15 protein-coding genes are annotated in these 18,009 nt (G+C 71.6%); 8 read left to right on the top strand and 7 right to left on the bottom strand.

Annotation, left to right across the window (positions count from 1 at the left end; all coding sequences use genetic code 11):
* Positions 1-44: 44 nt before the first annotated feature.
* Positions 45-611 carry a hypothetical protein gene (locus ACFWIA_RS32455; RefSeq protein WP_387010841.1) on the bottom strand — a complete coding sequence of 189 codons (567 nt, stop codon included), beginning with the start codon at positions 609-611 and terminating at the stop codon, positions 45-47.
* A gap of 205 nt (positions 612-816) precedes the next feature.
* The gene (locus ACFWIA_RS32460) at positions 817-1,935 is read right to left on the bottom strand and encodes a serine hydrolase domain-containing protein (protein ID WP_387010842.1); all 1,119 of its coding nucleotides are present in this window, start codon (positions 1,933-1,935) and stop codon (positions 817-819) included.
* A gap of 185 nt (positions 1,936-2,120) precedes the next feature.
* Here ACFWIA_RS32460 and ACFWIA_RS32465 point away from each other — a divergent pair, with 185 nt between their 5' ends.
* Positions 2,121-2,780, top strand: coding sequence for a TetR/AcrR family transcriptional regulator (locus tag ACFWIA_RS32465; RefSeq protein WP_387010843.1), 660 nt, complete (start codon positions 2,121-2,123; stop codon positions 2,778-2,780).
* A 45-nt stretch (positions 2,781-2,825) separates the two neighbouring features.
* On the opposite strand, the gene ACFWIA_RS32470 is transcribed toward ACFWIA_RS32465, so the two are convergent.
* Together ACFWIA_RS32470 and ACFWIA_RS32475 are read right to left on the bottom strand one after the other, a co-directional pair.
* Positions 2,826-3,590, bottom strand: a complete 765-nt coding sequence (locus ACFWIA_RS32470; protein WP_387010844.1) for a hypothetical protein — start codon at positions 3,588-3,590, stop codon at positions 2,826-2,828.
* Between the two features lie 19 nt (positions 3,591-3,609).
* Entirely contained in the window at positions 3,610-3,738 is a 129-nt protein-coding gene (locus tag ACFWIA_RS32475) for a hypothetical protein (RefSeq protein WP_387010845.1), read from the bottom strand.
* Between the two features lie 855 nt (positions 3,739-4,593).
* Between ACFWIA_RS32475 and ACFWIA_RS32480 the strand changes: the two genes are divergently transcribed.
* The 4 genes from ACFWIA_RS32480 to ACFWIA_RS32495 all read left to right on the top strand — a co-directional run bounded on the left by ACFWIA_RS32480 (position 4,594) and on the right by ACFWIA_RS32495 (position 9,966).
* Positions 4,594-5,535, top strand: a complete 942-nt coding sequence (locus ACFWIA_RS32480) for an SCO0930 family lipoprotein (protein ID WP_387010846.1) — start codon at positions 4,594-4,596, stop codon at positions 5,533-5,535.
* A gap of 378 nt (positions 5,536-5,913) precedes the next feature.
* Complete coding sequence (locus ACFWIA_RS32485) at positions 5,914-6,726, top strand: SAM-dependent methyltransferase (RefSeq protein WP_387010847.1); 813 nt, start codon at positions 5,914-5,916, stop codon at positions 6,724-6,726.
* Positions 6,723-8,861: a putative bifunctional diguanylate cyclase/phosphodiesterase gene (locus tag ACFWIA_RS32490; protein ID WP_387010848.1), complete on the top strand. Its 2,139-nt coding sequence runs from the start codon at positions 6,723-6,725 to the stop codon at positions 8,859-8,861. The genes ACFWIA_RS32485 and ACFWIA_RS32490 overlap by 4 nt, the downstream gene beginning before the upstream one ends.
* Before the next feature lie 196 nt (positions 8,862-9,057).
* Positions 9,058-9,966, top strand: a complete 909-nt coding sequence (locus ACFWIA_RS32495; RefSeq protein ID WP_387010849.1) for an aminoglycoside phosphotransferase family protein — start codon at positions 9,058-9,060, stop codon at positions 9,964-9,966.
* A gap of 45 nt (positions 9,967-10,011) precedes the next feature.
* Here ACFWIA_RS32495 and ACFWIA_RS32500 read toward each other — a convergent pair whose 3' ends face one another.
* On the bottom strand, positions 10,012-10,911 hold the full coding sequence (locus tag ACFWIA_RS32500; protein WP_387010850.1) for a LysR family transcriptional regulator: 900 nt from the start codon (positions 10,909-10,911) through the stop codon (positions 10,012-10,014).
* Between the two features lie 95 nt (positions 10,912-11,006).
* On the opposite strand from ACFWIA_RS32500, the gene ACFWIA_RS32505 reads away from it, so the two are divergent.
* From ACFWIA_RS32505 to ACFWIA_RS32515, 3 genes are read left to right on the top strand one after another with little or no spacing between them, the layout of a single operon-like run.
* A complete protein-coding gene (locus ACFWIA_RS32505) occupies positions 11,007-11,714 on the top strand; it encodes a succinate dehydrogenase (RefSeq protein WP_387010851.1) in 708 nt (235 codons plus the stop codon).
* Between the two features lie 2 nt (positions 11,715-11,716).
* The gene (locus ACFWIA_RS32510) at positions 11,717-13,678 is read left to right on the top strand and encodes a fumarate reductase/succinate dehydrogenase flavoprotein subunit (RefSeq protein WP_387010852.1); all 1,962 of its coding nucleotides are present in this window, start codon (positions 11,717-11,719) and stop codon (positions 13,676-13,678) included.
* Positions 13,675-14,424: a succinate dehydrogenase/fumarate reductase iron-sulfur subunit gene (locus ACFWIA_RS32515; RefSeq protein WP_387010853.1), complete on the top strand. Its 750-nt coding sequence runs from the start codon at positions 13,675-13,677 to the stop codon at positions 14,422-14,424. The genes ACFWIA_RS32510 and ACFWIA_RS32515 overlap by 4 nt, the downstream gene beginning before the upstream one ends.
* 111 nt (positions 14,425-14,535) lie before the next feature.
* Here the strand turns inward: ACFWIA_RS32515 and ACFWIA_RS32520 are convergent, their stop codons facing one another.
* Together ACFWIA_RS32520 and ACFWIA_RS32525 are read right to left on the bottom strand one after the other, a co-directional pair.
* The gene (locus ACFWIA_RS32520; protein WP_387010854.1) at positions 14,536-16,905 is read right to left on the bottom strand and encodes an ATP-binding cassette domain-containing protein; all 2,370 of its coding nucleotides are present in this window, start codon (positions 16,903-16,905) and stop codon (positions 14,536-14,538) included.
* An 80-nt stretch (positions 16,906-16,985) separates the two neighbouring features.
* Positions 16,986-17,999 carry an LLM class flavin-dependent oxidoreductase gene (locus ACFWIA_RS32525; RefSeq protein WP_387010855.1) on the bottom strand — a complete coding sequence of 338 codons (1,014 nt, stop codon included), beginning with the start codon at positions 17,997-17,999 and terminating at the stop codon, positions 16,986-16,988.
* Between the last annotated feature and the right edge of the window lie 10 nt (positions 18,000-18,009).

Below are 18,009 nucleotides of genomic sequence, written 5' to 3' on the forward strand. Positions count from 1 at the left end.
GTCCGGGGAGAAGGGCCGTCCCCTGCGTGCCGATCACGGTGACCTCAGGAGGCGTTCTCGTCGGTCCTCCGCCGGGTCACGTACCAGGCCGAGCCGATCGCACCGCCGATCAGAGCGGCACCGAGGCCGATCTCCCCCAGGTCGAATCCGGCGACGGTCCCGCCGAAGCCGGCCCGCACCCCGCGCCGTTCCTCAAGGTCCGTCCCGCTCTGGTGACCGCCCTCCGAGCGGCTGCCCGCGATGGTGAGGTGCAGGGTGCGACTCGCGCCCTCCTCGCACGAGAAGGTCACCGCGTACTCGGCGCCGGCCCGCGCGTCCCAGTCGACGGTGACCGAGCGCGAACGGTCGCCCGAACGCAGCCGCACCGTGTCGAAGACGCCCGAGGTCACCCGGGTCTCCCCGGAGCAGCCGGACGAGCGGAGGGTGATCTGCCCGCCCGCGGCGATGGTGGTCGGGGCGGCACTCGCGTCGAACCTGCTGTGCCCGGAGCCCTGCTCCTCCTCCGTGCCGCGGTCCTCGGCGGTCGCGATGGGAGCCGCCAGTGCCAGGGCGCTGGCGATCAGTGCGGTGCCCGCCAGCGCGGTGGCCGAGGCCAGGCGTATCGCGCGCATGATGCATCCTCCGGTCCCGAGGGGCAGCCGCGGACCTGTTCCGCTCGTTGTCGGTCGTGTCCCTCGTTGCCCGACACGCTAGGTACGCCCTCCGCGGCCCGCGATCGCTGTCGGGCGAACGGGCTACGGGGCTGGGCCGTGCGGGGGAACCGCCACGCCGTTCCCGTCGCCCGGATGAGGGAGGCGACGGCGTGGCGCCGCCCGGTCAGCCGTACATCGCCACCTGGTGGAAGGCCGCCAACGCGTCGTCGACGGGATGGGGCTGCGGCCGGCCGGAGGAATCGAGCCCGTTCCACCGCTGGAGGTTCACCGCGACCGCCAACTGCCGACGGCCGTCGGCGCGGGTCATGGCCAGCGTCCCCCCACCCCACACCGTGCCGCCGTGGCCCCAGAAGACGCCCTGACCGGGTCCCTCCATCGGGTGCAGGCCGAGGCCGTAGTCGATCGTCCTCCCCTCCTGGGAGACGACCGGGACGGTGCGTTGCATCTGGGCCAGTGACGACGGGCTGACGACCTCCCCGGCCAGCAGCATGCCGTAGAAGCGGTTGAGGTCCGCGACGGTCGATATCAGCGAGGCCGACGGTCCCACCCACGACATGTCGTAGACGCTGTAGTCGCGCGGCGGGTCGATCATGCCGAACCACGCCTCGTACAACTTCGCGTGCGGCTCGTCGATGTCCGGTCCAGTGGGGAACCCGGTGTCCCGGAGCCCGGCGCGCTCGATGACGCTCCGGGTGATGGACTGCTCGGCCGTGGTGCCGGTCACCTGTTCCAGGAGCGCGCCGAGGAGCAGGTAGTTGGTGTTGGAGTACACCCCCGGCGTACCGCCCGGGATGCCGACGGCAGGTGCCGTGACCCCCAGCTCGATCAGTTCGGCGGGGTGGAACCGCGTGAGTCGGTGGTCGTCCAGGCTCTCGGGTCCGGTGTCCGCGAGGGCGGGGAGCGCCTTGAGGGAGGGGTAGGCGTACGGGAGGTACTCGGCGAGACCACTGGTGTGGTTGAGCAGCATCCGCACCGTGATCAGGTCGCCGCGTCCGCGGGGAACCAGCGTCGGAAGGTACCGGCCGATCGGTGTGTCGAGACCGATCCGACCGCTCTCGACCTGGTGCAGGACCGCGGCGGCGGTGAAGGTCTTGGTGACGCTGCCGACCCGGTGCCGCAGATCGGCGGTGACGGGGCGACCGGTGGCGACATCGGCGACCCCGGCGGCACCGCGCCAGATCCGGTCGCCGTCGCGCACCTCGGCGAACAGGCCCGGCACTCCGGCGCGGTGGACGTCTTCGGCGGCTGCGTTCAGCGCCGCGGAATCCAGTGGGTTCTTCACGTCATGCGTCCTTTCGAGGTCCCCGGGGGTGAGCTCCGCATCGGTCGCCGGACTCGGACGGGAGGGCACGAGTGGCACCCGCCCGCCTCCTGCCGGTCGCCCGGCCCACCCATGTCCTCATTATGCACGCGGTGCGTGCAACGCTGAGTGCATGAGTTAGGCTGAGACCCGGCGAGAGGAGAGAAATGGCAGGCCGAAGGCGCTGGTCGACCGAAGAGATCCTGGACGCGGCGGCGGAGCTGCTGCGCACGAGCGACGCGGATTCGTTCAGCGTGCGCAAGCTGGCCGCGGCCCTCGGGACCGACTCCTCCAGCCTCTACCGACACTTCCGCAGCAAGACCGAACTGCTGCGCGCGGTCGCCGACCGGATCCTTCTCGCGGCCGTGGCGGGGCACCGCCCCGAGGGCGACTGGAAGCAACGCATCACGAGCCTGGCCCTGCGCGTGCGGGAGGCGTTCGGTCAGCAGCCCCAACTCGCCGCGGTCTGGGGGCGCTACGCGTCAAGCGGCACCGGTTCCCGCATGGTCATGGAGGAAGTGCTCCAGGCGCTGCGGGCATCGGGGCTGCCCGATGCGGAGATCCCGGCCCGTTACCACCGGATCGCGGTCCTCATCGCCGCGTTGGTCGCCTCCGAGGCCGGGGTCAGCACCGTCACCCCCGAAGAGCACGAACAGGGCAGGGAACTGTTCCGCGTCGCGGTCCTCGGCGCCGACCCCGAACGCTTCCCGGCGCTGGCCCACTTCGCCCGCGACGTCCGTCCCCTCGGCGTGGACCGTCGCGCCGCGTTCGAGGAGATCCTCGCCGCCCAGCTCACCCAGATCGAGACCGCGACCCGTCCGAGCTAGCCGCCGGCCGGCTCGGATCAGGTCGGCTGGGGTCGGGTCGGACGGTCAGGGTCCGAGGTCCGGGAAGAGGGTCAGGAACGGTTCGGCGCCGGCTGCGACGCCCTGGCTGTACGGCGTGTCGAAGTCCCAGATCAGGAAGAGCAAGAAGGCGATCAGCGCCGAGAACAGCCCGGCCAGCACCAACTCGCGGGCGGTCCTCCTGATCTGGAGTGCGAACATCATCCCGAGCGTGACCAGCGCACCGATGATGAGTCCGAACCACACCACCCCGGGCATCGTCGGCTCGGCCGAGGCCCCGCGCCCGTTGCGGGCTTGGTCGGCCACCGCCACCTGGTCGACGAGCGGTTGGTACGCCTGCGCCTCGTAGTCGTTCGCCGGCTGGTAGTCGGTCACGTCGTGGCGGATGCGGTCCATCAGCTCCTGGCCCCGCTCGGTCAGCGCCCCGGTGTCCGCCATCTTCTTCCACTCGACGTCGACCACGTGGCCGACATAGGCATTGACGTCGGCCCGGATGCGGTCCCGCGTGTCTGCGGGGTAGACCCGTACGCGTTCGTCGATCTCATGGAGGGCCCGTGCCTCCGCGCGAACGTGGTCATCCGCCGCGCTGCGGGCCTCCCAGACGCCCGCGATGGCCAGTCCCAGGACGATGGCGTACACGACGCCGATCATCATGGTGATGTATTCGATCACGTCAGGGGTCTCCGACGGGTCGTCATCGACCCCGATCCTGCGGTGCTGGAGAAGCGTTACGGCGAGGACGACACCGCACGCGGCAACCATCGCGAGGGTGAGAACAAGCCATTCCGGCATCGATCAATCCTTCTGAAGGTCAGCGCGGGCGCAGCGCGGCGACGGCGAGCACTGCGGGCGCGGTGATGAGCAGGGTCATGGAGACGAGGGAGGGGCCGTGTCGAGCCGGGGCGCGACGCACGGTGGGCCGGTACTCGGGGTACGTCACCTTCTTCGGTGACGGCCGTGCGCTGGGTCGGGCCGTCGGTTTCGGGGAGGTCCGTACCGCGGACGGCGACGGGGACGGCTTGGCCGCCGGCACCGGCTGAGGGCGGGGCGTCGTCGACGGCGAGGGTTCCGCCGGCTCGGGCGCCCGGCGGGTCGGGGCCGGGGGCCGCGGGGGAGCGGGCCTCGCGGACGGGGTCGGGGACGCTTTGGTCGGCGTCGGCGTCGGCGTCGGCGTGGGAGTCGGGGTGGGAGTCGGGGTGGGTGTGGGAATCGGGGTGGGCGTAGGCGTAGGTGTGGGTTTCTGCGTTGGCGTCGGGGTGGGTTTCGGTGTGGGAGTGGGTTTCTTCGTGGGGGTCGGCTTGGGCGGGGTGGGGTGCGGGGAGCAGAACGGGGCGCTGCCAGCGACCGCCACTGCTCCACCGCCGTCCCCGGTGGATGCGTGCGCGCAGGCGTCCACCGGGGCGAGGGTCACGGGGCCCGACGGCGACAGGGCCACGGCGGGCGCGGCGGCCAGCCCCGCGAGTGCAAGGGGAGCGAGCGCCCGTATCAGCATGGCGGACCAGGTCCGCCGGTATCCATACACGCCCCTGAGCATGGAGGGGACGCCCCGGCCTCATGCTTCGAGCGGACACAAATGCTCCGAACGGGTGATCGTGCGGCGTGGCGAGTTGACGAACGCCCGAGCCATGGGGGAGTCGTCCCGAGAGGTGCGGGCAGGGTGCCGCGCACCCGGTGGCGACTCCTCCGCGAACTTTTTTCGAAGTCGTTGAACGTAGTCGTGGTCCTGGTCCGTACTTGGGGTCACGAGCGGTGCCAGTGGCCTGCTCAACACCCAAGCAGGGAAAGGGAGTTGGTCATGAAGACCTGGCGGAGCGCCTCACTCGCGGTGACGGCCGCGGCCGTGCTGGCCCTGACGACGGCGTGCGGTCAGGGAGGTGCCGAGCCACCGGCGAGCGGGCAGAACGTGGGTGCGGCGGCCCCTGCCGGCGGTGGGGCGGGCGCCGCATCGGCCAGCCCCGACGGGGCGGGCGACGGGTACGGCTCCGGAGCGGACGCCGCGGGCACCGGCAGGGCGAAGTCCGCGGGGCGGCTCGCCGTCCGCAGCGACACGAAGCTCGGTGACCTCCTCACGGACAGCGCCGGATTCACCCTGTACCGCTTCGACAAGGACACGGCCAAGCCCTCGAAGTCCTCCTGCGCCGGCGCCTGTGCGACGGCCTGGCCGCCGGTTCCCGCGGACGGCGCGAGTGCCGCGGCCGGCATCGACGCGAGCCTGCTCGGTACCGTGACCCGCGCCGACGGCACCGAGCAGCTGACCGTCGCCGGTTGGCCGGTGTACCGCTTCGCCAAGGACGAGAAGGCGGGCGACACCAAGGGGCAGGGGGTCGGCGGAACCTGGTTCGCCGCCGCGCCCGACGGCACCAAGGCCCGGCCCGCCGAGCGCCCGGGGCTGTCGACCCGGGTGGACCGCCGCCTCGGCGAGATCGTCGTCGACGGGAACGGACGGACCGTCTACCGGTTCACCAAGGACTCGGCCTGGCCCATGAAGAGCGCCTGCACCGGCGCCTGTCTGGAGAAGTGGCCGGTCGTCGCCCCGGTCGCGAAGGCCGACACCAAGAACATCCTCCTCAAGCGCTACGTCACCTTCGACCGCCCGGACGGTGCCGAACAGCAGACCATCGACTGCTGGCCGCTGTACACCTTCGCCGGTGACAAGAAGGCCGGCGAAACCAACGGGCAGGGTGTGGGAGGCACCTGGTTCGCCGTCAGGCCGGACGGCAAGCTCGTCAAGCAGTAACACCCGGGGCTCCGCCGACGCAGACGCAAGGGGTCGTCCGGCACGATCCCGGGAGCGGAAGGCGCCCCACGGGAGCGCCGGAACCCGGTCCCTGGACGAACGGAAAGGCGCGCGAGATCGACATCGGGTGCGCAAGGCCGGGCCGGTCCGCTCTTCCCGCACGACCCGGGGAAGAGCGGATCGGCCCGTTCGGCGTGCGGTCACTCCTCGTCGGTTGCCAACAGGGCCGATCCGGCGGTATTCGTACGACCATCCATCGGCACTTGCCGGTGGCAGTGACCGAGAACGGACCGCCAATTTCCGCTTTGACTCGCTCCCTTGGCGGGCGATCAGTAGCCTCAGCTCGAACACCGTCCGGACGACGCGTAGGAGACTGCGATGGACCGCCCCTCCTGGGCCCCCCAGGGCATTGACATCACGGTACCGAGCGTGTCCCGGATCTATGATTTCTACCTCGGAGGTTCACACAACTTCGAAGTGGACCGGGAAGCCGCCCGACAGGCCATGGAGTTCATTCCCGCCATCCCCAAGGTCGCGCAGGCGAATCGGGCTTTCATGCGCCGGACGATCGAACTCGCCGTCGCCGAAGGCGTGACGCAGTTCCTCGACATAGGTTCCGGCATTCCCACCTTCGGCAATGTCCACGAAGTCGCCCAGGCCGCCGATCCGTCGGCCCGCGTGGTGTACGTCGACCACGACCCCGTGGCCGTGGCGCACAGCAAGGCGGTGCTGGCCGACAACGAGCTGGCCGACGTCGTCGGTGCGGATCTGCGCCGGCCCCGTGAGATCCTCACCTCCGAACCGGTCGGGAAACTGCTCGACCTCGACCGGCCGGTGGCGCTCCTCCTCGTCTCCGTGCTCCACTTCGTGCAGGACGCCGATGACCCGCACGCCGCGGTCGCACAACTCCGGGACGCGCTCGCTCCCGGAAGCCTGCTGACCATCACTCACGGTTCGTACGAAGGGATGAAGATCGCCGCGGAACGCGCGGAGGGGACCGTGGAGGTCTACAAGAGCACACGCAATCCGCTGATCATGCGCTCGCGCGAAGAGATCGCGCGGTTCTTCGAGGGATACGACATGTGGGAACCCGGGCTCGTGCCGCTGCCGTACTGGCGGCCCGAAACCGATCCGAAGGAGGCGGACCCGTCGTTGTTCGGCGGATTCGTCGGGGTGGGACGCACAGCGTGAGCGCGGAGCCGGACGGGCCGGAAGACAGAGCGCGCAGATTCGCCACCATCTGGAGCCGCACCATCTACCCGGTGACGGCGACCTCCCGCACCCGGATCGAATTCGAACGGGAACTGCTGCCGCTCGCCCGACGGCTGCGGGACGCCCTCCTCGCCCGCGTCTTCGACGCGGCCGAGGGCAAGGCGATCGGCGCGGGTCTGGTCCACGCGCACTGCACCGACCCGGAGGCGCTGAGCCGTACCCTCGACGTGTTCGAGGCGTACCTCGTGCTGTACTGCGGCGGCGACGGTCCCCAGGAGGAGTTGCAGGCCCGTTCGGCGCGGCTCCAGCACGCCGCGGCGGCCGGGTTCGCCCAGGCGCTGCGCGAGCGCACCCTGTCCGAGCAGGAGGCCATCTCCCGGGCCGCGCTCATCGCCCGCAGTACGGTCGCCGAGGCCCTGCACGCCAGCGAGGCGCGCTTCCGGGCGGTCTTCGAGGGCGCGGCGATAGGGATCTGCATCGCCGACCTCGACGGCATGGTGCTGGAGGTCAACGACGCGCTGGTCCGGATGTTCGGCAGTGGCGAACGCCAACTGCGCGGCCGTCCCCTCGTCGAGTGGACCCATCCCGACGATCCGCCCCACGTGTGGCAGCTGTACTCCGAGCTGATCCGCGGCGAGCGGGAGCACTACCGCGTGGAGAAGGCGTTCCACCGCCCCGACGGCACCGCGCTGTGGACCAACCTCACCGTCTCCCTGCTGCGGGGCGCCGACGGGGAGCCGCAGTACCAGCTCGCGTTGATGGAGGACACCACCGAACGCCGCCTGCTCAACCTGCGGTTGCGCTACGAGGCCACCCACGACGCCCTGACCGGCCTGCCCAACCGCACGCTGTTCTTCGAACGGTTGGAGAAGGCGCTCTCCGCGGGCGACGGCCAGCGCTTCGGGCTCTGCTACCTCGACCTCGACGGCTTCAAGATCATCAACGACAGCCTCGGGCACGCGGCGGGCGACCGGCTCCTCGTGGAGGTCGCCGACCGACTCCAGGCGTGCGCCACCGCTCCCGGCGAAATGGTCGCCCGACTCGGCGGTGACGAGTTCGTGGCGCTCACCACCGGAACCGGCACCCAGGCCGAGGTGGACGAGCTCGCCGGACGCATCCTCGCCGCCCTGTCCACCCCCATCCTGGTCGACGGCCGGGAGCTGTCCGTGCGCGGCAGCATCGGCATCGTGGAGGGCCCGGCGGGGGAGCGGGGCGCCGCCGAGGTGCTGCGCAGCGCCGACATCACCATGTACCGCGCCAAGTCCGCGGGCGGCAACCGTTACGAGATGGCGGACGAGGAGGCCGATGCCCGGGCCATCACCCGGCACGGTCTGACCACGGCACTGCCCACCGCCCTGGAACGCGGCGAGTTCTTCATCGAGTACCAGCCCCTCGTCCAGCTCGGTGACGGCAGCGTCAGCGGTGCCGAGGCGTTGGTGCGCTGGTCCCACCCCCAACACGGCGTCCTCGGCCCGGACCGGTTCATCCCGCTCGCCGAACGCACCGGGCTCATCGTCCCGCTCGGCCGGTGGGTGCTGGAGGAATCCGTGCGCCAGGCGTGCCTATGGCAGGAACGGCACGGTGACGCCGGCGGACCGCTCCGCGTCAACGTCAACCTCTCCCCGTGCCAGCTCACCCATCCGGGTCTGGTCTCGGACACCGTGGAGATCCTCGAACGCGCGGGTCTCGCACCCGCCGCGCTCTGCCTGGAGGTCACCGAATCGGCGTTGATCGGTGCCGACGACGACCTTCTCAAGCCCTTGCGGCGACTGGCCGAGATGGGCGTCGACATCGCCTTGGACGACTTCGGCACCGGTTACTCCAACCTGGCCAACCTCCGCCGTCTGCCCGTCAGCGTCCTCAAGCTCGACCGTTCCTTCACCCAGGGCATGCAGCAGTTCCCCGCCGACCCCGTGGACCTGAAGATCGTGGAGGGCATCGTCGCGCTCGCCCACAGCCTGGACCTCGCGGTGACCGTCGAGGGCGTCGAGACCGGGGCCCAGGCCGAGCAACTGCGCGAACTGGGCTGCGACACCGCCCAGGGGTGGTACTACGCACGTCCGGGACCGCCGGACCGACTGCACGAGTTGGCCCTCGCCGACGCCACCGGCTGACCACTCCGGCGGGCCCGTCGCCCTGCGGGGCGCACGGGTGATGCTCCCTCAGGCCGCGACGGCGGTTCCCTGAGGAGGTCCGGCAGCACGCCGACGCGTTCGTGACGGACCGGGGCGTGCCTTCACCGGACCGCCCCCGGGCCCCTGGGGGGAAATCCGGTTGCCGTCGCCCACCGGTCGCGGACACCCTGTCCCGATGACTTCCCCCCTCGCCCACGACGGCCGCGCCGGCATCGACGCGGCGCTGGTCAAACGGCTGATCGCCGGGCAGTTCCCCCGGTGGAGCGGCCTCGACGTCACCCCGGTCGAGGTCGACGGCTGGGACAACCGGACCTACCGGCTCGGCGAGACGATGACCGTCCGCCTGCCCACGGCCGCGGGGTACGCCGCCGCCATCGCCAAGGAGACCCGGTGGCTTCCGGCGCTCGCACCGCTGCTGCCGCTGCCGGTACCGCCGATCGTGGCACAGGGAGAACCGGCCGAGGGGTATCCGTACGACTGGTCGATCCGGGGCTGGTTGGACGGTGAGGTCGCCCGCCCCGAGCGCATCGACGACCCGACGCGCTTCGCGGGATCGGTGGCCGACTTCCTCCGGGCCCTCCAGCGCGTCGACGCCACCGGCGGACCGGCCGCAGGGGCCCACAGCTTCCACCGGGGCGGTCCGCCGGCCCACTACGACGGCGAGACCCGGCGCGCCCTGACGGCCCTGCACGGCCGCGTCGACACCCGGCGCGCGGCGGCCGTCTGGGACGCGGCGCTGAACGCGCCCTGGCAGGGGGCGCCGGTGTGGTTCCACGGTGACATCGCCGCGAACAACCTGCTGGTCCGCGACGGCGAGTTGGCCGCCGTCCTCGACTTCGGCACGTCCGGGGTGGGCGACCCGGCCTGTGACCTGGTGATCGCCTGGACGGAGTTCGCCGGTGCGAGCCGTGCGGAGTTCCGCGGCGCCCTCGACCAGGACGACGCGATGTGGGCGCGGGCCCGTGGCTGGGCCCTGTGGAAGGCGCTGATCTCCCTGGCCCCCGGCGACGGCGACCCGGAAGAGGCGGCCGGGCACCACCGCGTGATCGACGAGGTCCTCGCCGACCACGACCACGCGGGTTGACCGGGGCACGACTCCTGCGCGGGGGCGACCTGACGCCCGGACCGCTCAGACGTGCACCGCGCTCTCCCGGCCCAACAGCAACCGCTGAAGTTCCCGGGCCGCGCGCGGCGGCGCCACGTCGCTGCGGTGGGCGAGCGCGATGGTGCGGTGGAGCCCGGGGCGGGACAGCGGGGTGACCCGGAGGTCCAGCCCGGGGCGGGTCGCCACCATCCGGGGCACCACGGCGACCCCGAGGCCCGCGCGGACGAAACCGAGGACCGCGTCCAGTTCCCCGCCCTCGACCGCGAAGTCGGGTTCGAAGCCCTCGGCGCGGCACGCGGCGACCGTCAGCTCCCGCAGGTCGTAACCGTGCCGGAACATCACCAGGGGCTCGCCCGCGAGGTCCGCCACGCGTACCTCGCCGCCGCGGCCGGGGGCCGGTGCGTCCGGCGGGGAGACCACCACCAGCTCCTCCCGCAGCACCTCGACGGTGGTCAGCGCGGGCGACGGGGACGGCAGGGGGAGCACCACCAGCGCCAGGTCCAGTGCGCCTCGGGCCAGCTCGCGGACCAGGTCGTGCGAGCCGCCCTCCTCGATCATCAGCTGGATGCCGGGGTAGCGGTCGCGGAAGGTGCGCAGCACCTCGGGCAGCAGTCCGGTGCACAGGCTCGGCGTGGCGCCGAGCCGGACCCTGCCCCGTCGTAGCTGGGCGAGTTCCTGCACTTCGAGACGGGCGGTGTCGACGTCCGCGAGGATCCGTCGGGCCAGCGGGAGCAGTGCCTCGCCGGCGTCGGTGAGGGTGATGTTGCCGCGGGCGCGCAGGAAGAGGTCGGCCCCGAGCTCCCGCTCCAGGGCCCGGACCTGTTGGGAGAGTGAGGGCTGTGCGACGTGCACCAGCTCGGCAGCGCGCGTGAAGTGCCGGGTCTCGGCGACGGTGACGAAGTAGCGGAGCTGTTGCAGCTGCATGGGACCAGTGTAGAGGCCCTCATAGTGCCCAGCTATGGAAATGAGCTAGTCCATGTCTTGGACCGATCGGAAAGGGGCCCGTAGCGTGCTGTGACATGGCTCTGGCAACGCGGACGGACCGACGGTCGTCCATGACGCGCACCATCTGGGACTCCACCGTCGGCAAGAAGACCGTGATGGCCGTGAGCGGTCTGATCATGCTCGGTTACCTCGTGGCCCACATGATCGGCAACCTGAAGATCTTCTTCGGTACGAGTTCCTTCAACGAGTACGCACACTGGCTGCGGACCCTCGGCGAGCCCATCCTGCACTACGAGTGGGCGCTGTGGATGGTGCGCGTCGTCCTGGTCGTCGCCGTGGTCGCCCACGGAGTCTCCGCCTACCAGCTCAGCCGCCGGGACATCAAGGCCCGACCCACCCGGTACGTCCACAAGAAGCCGCGGACCAGCTACGCCACCCGCACCATGCGCTGGGGCGGGGTCATCCTGCTGCTGTTCCTGGTCTGGCACATCCTCGACCTGACCACCGGCCACGCCCACCCCGGTGGCTTCGAGGAGGGCCGCCCGTACGAGAACGTGGTCGACACCTTCTCCACCTGGTACGGCAACGTCGTCTACATCGCGGCCGTGCTCGCCCTCGGACTCCACGTCCGACACGGGTTCTGGAGCGCCGCCCAGACCCTCGGCGTGGGCAGCAGGTCCCGGGACCGCTTCCTCAAGACCTCCGCGAACGCGCTCGCTCTGCTGCTGACGGTCGGCTTCGTCTCCGTCCCCGTCGGCGTCATGACCGGATTGGTGAGCTGACCATGGCCCCCCACGAGTACCACGCCTACACGACCGGCGAGCCGCTGGTCGACGCCAAGGCCCCGAGCGGCCCCATCAACGAACGCTGGGACAAGCGGCGGTTCGAGGCCAAGCTGGTCAACCCCGCCAACCGCCGCAAGCAGACCGTGATCGTCGTCGGCACCGGCCTCGCGGGCGGCGCGGCGGGCGCCACCCTCGCCGAACAGGGCTACCGCGTCGTCCAGTTCTGCTACCAGGACTCCCCGCGCCGGGCCCACTCGATCGCCGCGCAGGGCGGCATCAACGCGGCGAAGAACTACCGCAACGACGGTGACTCGATCCACCGCCTCTTCTACGACACGGTCAAGGGCGGCGACTTCCGCGCCCGGGAGTCCAACGTCCACCGCCTCGCCCAGGTGTCCGTCGAGATCATCGACCAGTGCGTGGCCCAGGGCGTGCCCTTCGCCCGCGAGTACGGCGGACTGCTCGACACCCGCTCCTTCGGCGGCGTCCAGGTCTCCCGCACCTTCTACGCCCGCGGACAGACGGGTCAGCAACTCCTCATCGGCGCCTACCAGGCCATGTCCCGACAGATCGCCGCGGGCACCATCGAGCTGCACGCCCGCACCGAGATGCTCGACCTCATCGTGATCGACGGGCGCGCCCGGGGCATCGTCGCCCGCGACCTGGTCACCGGGAAGATCGACACGTACTTCGGCGACGCGGTGGTCCTCGCCTCCGGCGGCTACGGCAACGTCTTCTACCTGTCGACCAACGCGATGAACTCCAACGCGACCGCGGTCTGGCGCGCCCACCGCAGGGGTGCGTACTTCGCGAACCCCTGCTTCACCCAGATCCACCCCACCTGCATCCCGCGCACCGGTGACCACCAGTCCAAGCTCACCCTCATGAGCGAGTCGCTGCGCAACGACGGCCGCATCTGGGTGCCCAAGGCCCAGGGCGACACCCGACCCGCCGGGGAGATCCCCGAGGACGAGCGCGACTACTACCTGGAACGCATCTACCCCTCCTTCGGGAACCTCGTCCCCCGGGACATCGCCTCCCGCGCGGCCAAGAACGTCTGCGACGAAGGCCGGGGCGTCGGACCCGGTGGACAGGGCGTGTACCTCGACTTCGCCGACGCGATCACGCGCATGGGCCGGGACAAGGTCGAGGAGAAGTACGGCAACCTCTTCGACATGTACGCGCGGATCACCGCGGAGAACCCGTACGAGACGCCCATGCGGATCTACCCCGCCGTCCACTACACGATGGGCGGACTCTGGGTCGACTACGACCTCCAGACCACCGTGCCGGGGCTCTTCGCGATCGGCGAGGCCAACTTCTCCGACCACGGAGCCAACCGGCTGGGCGCCTCCGCACTGATGCAGGGCCTCGCCGACGGGTACTTCGTCCTGCCGTCCACCATCAACGACTACCTGGCCCGCCACCCGCACCCCGTCGACGAGGACATCACCGACGACCACCCCGCCGTCCAGGAGGTCCTCGCGGAGACCGGGGACCGGATCGCCCTCCTGCTCGCCGTCGACGGCGACCGCACCCCCGACTCCTTCCACCGCGAACTCGGCGAGCTCATGTGGGAGTTCTGCGGCATGGCCCGCAGCGACACGGGGCTGCGCAAGGCGCTGGAGCGCATCCCGCAGATCCGCGAGGAGTTCTGGCGCCGGATCAAGGTCCCCGGCACCGGGGAGGAGTTCAACCAGTCGCTGGAGAAGGCGAACCGCATCGTCGACTACCTGGAACTGGCCGAGCTGATGTGCCTGGACGCCCTGCACCGCGCGGAGTCCTGCGGCGGTCACTTCCGCGAGGAGTCCCAAACCCCCGACGGCGAGGCGCGACGCGACGACGAATCCTTCGCGTACGCGGCGGCCTGGGAGTTCACCGGGACGGGCACCGCACCCACCCTGCACCAGGAAGACCTGGTCTTCGAGTACGTCCACCCCACCCAGCGGAGCTACGCATGAGGCTCACCCTGCGCGTCTGGCGCCAGAAGAACGCCGAGGCCGACGGAGCCATGTCCACCTACGAGGTGGACGGGATCTCACCCGACATGTCGTTCCTGGAGATGCTCGACACCCTCAACGAGGAACTCATCCTCAAGGGCGACGAGCCGGTCGCCTTCGACCACGACTGCCGGGAGGGCATCTGCGGCGCGTGCAGCCTCGTCATCAACGGCGACGCCCACGGCCCGGAGCGCACCACCACCTGCCAACTGCACATGCGGTCCTTCGAGGACGGCGACACCATCGTCATCGAGCCCTGGCGCGCGGCGGCCTTCCCGGTGGTCAGGGACCTCGTCGTCGACCGTTCCGCCTTCGACCGGATCATCCAGGCCGGCGGCTACGTCAGCGTTCCCACCGGTGCGGCGCCCGAGGCCCACGCCACCCCCGTGCCCAAGCCGGACGCCGACTTCGCCTTCGAGCACGCCGAGTGCATCGGCTGCGGGGCCTGTGTCGCCGCCTGCCCCAACGGCGCGGCGATGCTCTTCACCTCCGCGAAGGTCAACCACCTCAACGTACTGCCGCAGGGCGCGCCCGAACGGGAGAGCCGGGTCCTCGACATGGTGACCCAGATGGACGCCGAGGGCTTCGGCGGCTGCACCCTCGCCGGGGAGTGCGCCACCGCCTGCCCCAAGGGCATCCCGCTGGTCTCCATCACCAGCATGAACCGCGAGTGGCTCCGCGCCACCCGGGCCTCCGGCAAGCGCTAGGCCCCCGTCGTCGGGCGCCCCCAGGACCGTTCGCCACCATCCAGCGAACGGACGGGGCCGGGAGTGGTGCTCATCCCCGGCCCCGTCAACCGGCGCTCGACCCGGCGGGTGTCACCCGTCTCGCGGCGTCCCCAGTTCCCGGGCGAGGAACGGAGCGGTCCGGCTGCCGTCGGTCCCGGCCACCGTCTCCGGCGGCCCCGCCACCACCACCCGGCCGCCTTCGTCGCCGCCGCCGGGACCCAGGTCCACGACCCAGTCGGCGCCCGCCACCACGGACATGTCGTGTTCCACCACGACCACCGTGTGCCCCGCCGCGACCAGCTTCCGCAGCTGACGCATCAGCACCTCCACGTCGGCGGGGTGCAATCCGGTCGTCGGCTCGTCCAACAGGTAGAGGGTGTGCCCGCGCCCGCCCCGCTGGAGTTCCGTGGCGAGCTTGATCCGCTGCGCCTCGCCCCCGGACAGCTCCGTCGCCGGCTGACCGAGCCGCAGATAGCCGAGCCCCACGTCGAGCAGCGCCCCGAGGCTGCGTCGCACCGGCGGGGCGTCCGCGAAGAAGGCCGCGGCGGACTCCACCGTGAGGTCCAGCACCTCGGCGATGTTGCGGCCGCGGTGGCGCACCTCCAGCGTGTCCGGTCGGTAGCGGGAGCCACCGCAGTCCGGACACGCCGCGTAGGTGCTCGGCAGGAACAGCAGTTCCACCGACACGAACCCCTCGCCCTGGCAGGTCTCGCACCGCCCGCCCGCGACGTTGAACGAGAACCGGCCCACCCCGTACCCGCGCTCCCGGGCCGCGTCGGTCGCGGCGAACAGCTTGCGCACCGTGTCGAACAGTCCCGTGTACGTGGCGAGGTTCGAGCGCGGGGTACGGCCGATCGGCCGCTGGTCCACGCTCACCAGCCGGCCGACGCCCGCGAGGTCCTCGGTGATCGCGCCGATGAACGTGGACTTGCCGGAGCCCGAGACACCGGTCACGGCGGTGAACGCGCCCCACGGCAGCTCCGCCGTCGCGCCGCGCAGGTTGTGCCGGGTGACCGGTCCGACGGTGAGCCACCCGCTCCCCGGGCGTCCCGTTCCGTCCCCGCGGCGGCCGGGGTTCCGCCCGCCGAACAGGAAGCGCGCCGTCGCCGACTCCGGCACGTCCGCGAGGCCGGCCACCGGCCCGCTGTGCAGCACCCGGCCCCCGTGTTCACCGGCGCCCGGACCCACCTCCACGAGCCAGTCCGCGTGCCGGACCACATCGAGGTGGTGCTCCACCACGAACACCGAGTTGCCCGCGGCCCGCAACCGGTCGAGCACCCCGAGCAGCGCCCGGGTGTCGGCGGGATGGAGCCCGGCCGACGGCTCGTCGAGCACGTAGACCACACCGAACAGCCCCGAGCGCAGTTGGGTGGCCAGCCGCAGCCGCTGGAGCTCCCCGGCCGACAGGCCCGGCGCGGTCCGGTCGAGGCTCAGGTAGCCGAGCCCCAGCTCCGTCACCGGGGCGATCCGCGACAGCAGGTCGTCGGTGAGGACCCGGGCGGTGGGCGAGTCGTCGCCGTGCGCGCCCAGGGTCCGGGCGAGCTCGGCGAGCGGCAGCGCCGCCAACTCCGCGATGTCCCGCCCCGCGAACGTCACCGCCAACGCCTCGGCGCGCAGCCGCCGGCCGTCGCACACCGCGCAAGGAACACTGGTGAGGAACCGCTCCGCCCGCGCCCGCAGGGTCGCGCTCTTCGAGTCGGAGAAGGTCTTGAGCACATGGCGCCGGGCGCTCGTGTACGTGCCCTGGTAGGGACGTTGGATGCGGTCCGCCTCCCGGACCGGGTGCACGGTCACGACGGGCTGTTCGTCCGTGAAGAGGATCCACTCCCGCGCGGCCGGCGGCAGCTCCCGCCACGGTCGATCGACGTCGTGTCCGAGGGCGTCCAGCACGTCCCGGAGGTTCTTGCCCTGCCAGGCGCCGGGCCAGGCGGCGACGGCCCCCTCCCGGATCGACAGCGACGGATCGGGGACGAGCAGGTCCTCCGTGGTGTGGTGGACTCGGCCCAGACCGTGGCACGCCGGACACGCGCCGGCGGCGGTGTTCGGGGAGAAGGCGTCCGAGTCGAGCGGGTGCGCACCCGCCGGGTACGTTCCGGCGCGCGAGAACAGCATCCGCAGGGAGTTCGACAGGGTCGTCACCGTGCCCACCGAGGAGCGTGCGGTGGGGGTGGAACGCCGCTGCTGGAGCGAGACCGCCGGCGGCAGCCCGGTGATCTCCGCCACCTTCGGCGCCCCGACCTGGTGGATGAGCCGCCGCGCGTACGGCGCGACCGACTCGAAGTACCGGCGCTGCGCCTCGGCGAACACCGTGCCGAAGGCCAGGGACGACTTCCCCGACCCCGAGACACCGGTGAACGCCACCAGCGCGTCACGGGGGATGTCGACGTCCACCCCCCGGAGGTTGTGCTCACGGGCGCCGCGCACCCGGACGTACGGGTCGTGGGGAGGGAACGAGGACATCGACGTGCTCCGTACGGGGGCCGACACCCGCCCCGGGCCGGTGCCCGTCCGGGTCACCGGGGGCGGCAAACCCCACCATCCTAGGCTCCGCGCAGTCCCGCCACCCGGGCCAGTCGTCGGTAGGAGTCGTACATCGCCTCCCGGTCGTGGGTGCTCGTGGTCACCAGCACCTCCTGGGCGCCGCTCTCCTTGACCACGGCTTCGAGTTCGGCCGCGACCTGGTCCTCGGTGCCGTGCACCTGGCCGGTGAGCCCCGCCTCGAAGTAGCCGCGCTCGCGCTGCGTCATCTCCAGCGCCTCGATCCGCGCGGCGGGGGCCAGCGGCGGGAAGGCGCCGTGCGTCCGGGCCCGGGCCATCGCCCACGCCTCCGGGAGCAGCAGCCTGCGCGCCCGCTCCTCCGTCGCCGCCACCGCGACCGTGCCGGAGACGACGACGTACGGTTCGGCGGCCCAGGGGGAGGGGCGGAAGGCCGCCCGGTACCGCTCGACGCCCCGGAGCATCTTGTCCCGACCGCGGAGGTCGCCGATGACCAGCGGCAGCCCCGCGGCGGCGGCGACGTCCGCGCCCTCGCCCAGGGCGAGCAGGAACGGCGGCACCCGCAGTCCTTCGGCGGGGCGTGCGTGGACGCCGGTCGGTGAGGTGCCCTCGAACCAGCCGAGCAATTCCGTGACCTGGTCGGCGAAGTCCGTGGCGGAGGCGTCCTCCTTGTCCCGTCCCAGGGCCTTGCGGACGCCGTCCGTGAAGCCGACCGAGCGGCCGAGGCCCATGTCGATCCGCCCGGGGAAGAGGGACTCCAGCACGCCGAACTGTTCCGCGACGACGAGCGGTCGGTGGTTGGGGAGCATGACCCCACCGGTGCCGACCCGGATGGACCGGGTCGCGGCGGCGACCGCCGCGGCGAGCACGGTCGGCGCGGACCCCGCGACTCCGGGCACCGAGTGGTGTTCGGACACCCAGAAGCGGTGGTACCCGAGCGCTTCTGCCTCCCGGGCGAAGTCGACGGTGTCCCGCAACGCCTGTGGGCCGTCGTGGCCCTCCCGGGTGCGCGAGCGGTCGAGGACGGAGAAGCGGACGGACTCCAGTACGGAACTCACCTCCCTTTCA

Origin of the sequence: Streptomyces sp. NPDC127068 (genome assembly GCF_042724695.1) — a bacterium.
Taxonomy (GTDB): Bacteria; Actinomycetota; Actinomycetes; order Streptomycetales; family Streptomycetaceae; genus Streptomyces.

Bases quoted from the DNA above. Each gene is read 5' to 3' on its own strand.
- ACFWIA_RS32455 (WP_387010841.1), bottom strand. From the start codon at position 611: ATGCGCGCGATACGCCTGGCCTCGGCCACCGCGCTGGCGGGCACCGCA.
- ACFWIA_RS32465 (WP_387010843.1), top strand. From the start codon at position 2,121: ATGGCAGGCCGAAGGCGCTGGTCGACCGAAGAGATCCTGGACGCGGCG.
- ACFWIA_RS32470 (WP_387010844.1), bottom strand. From the start codon at position 3,590: ATGCCGGAATGGCTTGTTCTCACCCTCGCGATGGTTGCCGCGTGCGGT.
- ACFWIA_RS32480 (WP_387010846.1), top strand. From the start codon at position 4,594: ATGAAGACCTGGCGGAGCGCCTCACTCGCGGTGACGGCCGCGGCCGTG.
- ACFWIA_RS32485 (WP_387010847.1), top strand. From the start codon at position 5,914: ATGGACCGCCCCTCCTGGGCCCCCCAGGGCATTGACATCACGGTACCG.
- ACFWIA_RS32495 (WP_387010849.1), top strand. From the start codon at position 9,058: ATGACTTCCCCCCTCGCCCACGACGGCCGCGCCGGCATCGACGCGGCG.
- ACFWIA_RS32500 (WP_387010850.1), bottom strand. From the start codon at position 10,911: ATGCAGCTGCAACAGCTCCGCTACTTCGTCACCGTCGCCGAGACCCGG.
- ACFWIA_RS32505 (WP_387010851.1), top strand. From the start codon at position 11,007: ATGGCTCTGGCAACGCGGACGGACCGACGGTCGTCCATGACGCGCACC.
- ACFWIA_RS32510 (WP_387010852.1), top strand. From the start codon at position 11,717: ATGGCCCCCCACGAGTACCACGCCTACACGACCGGCGAGCCGCTGGTC.
- ACFWIA_RS32515 (WP_387010853.1), top strand. From the start codon at position 13,675: ATGAGGCTCACCCTGCGCGTCTGGCGCCAGAAGAACGCCGAGGCCGAC.
- ACFWIA_RS32520 (WP_387010854.1), bottom strand. From the start codon at position 16,905: ATGTCCTCGTTCCCTCCCCACGACCCGTACGTCCGGGTGCGCGGCGCC.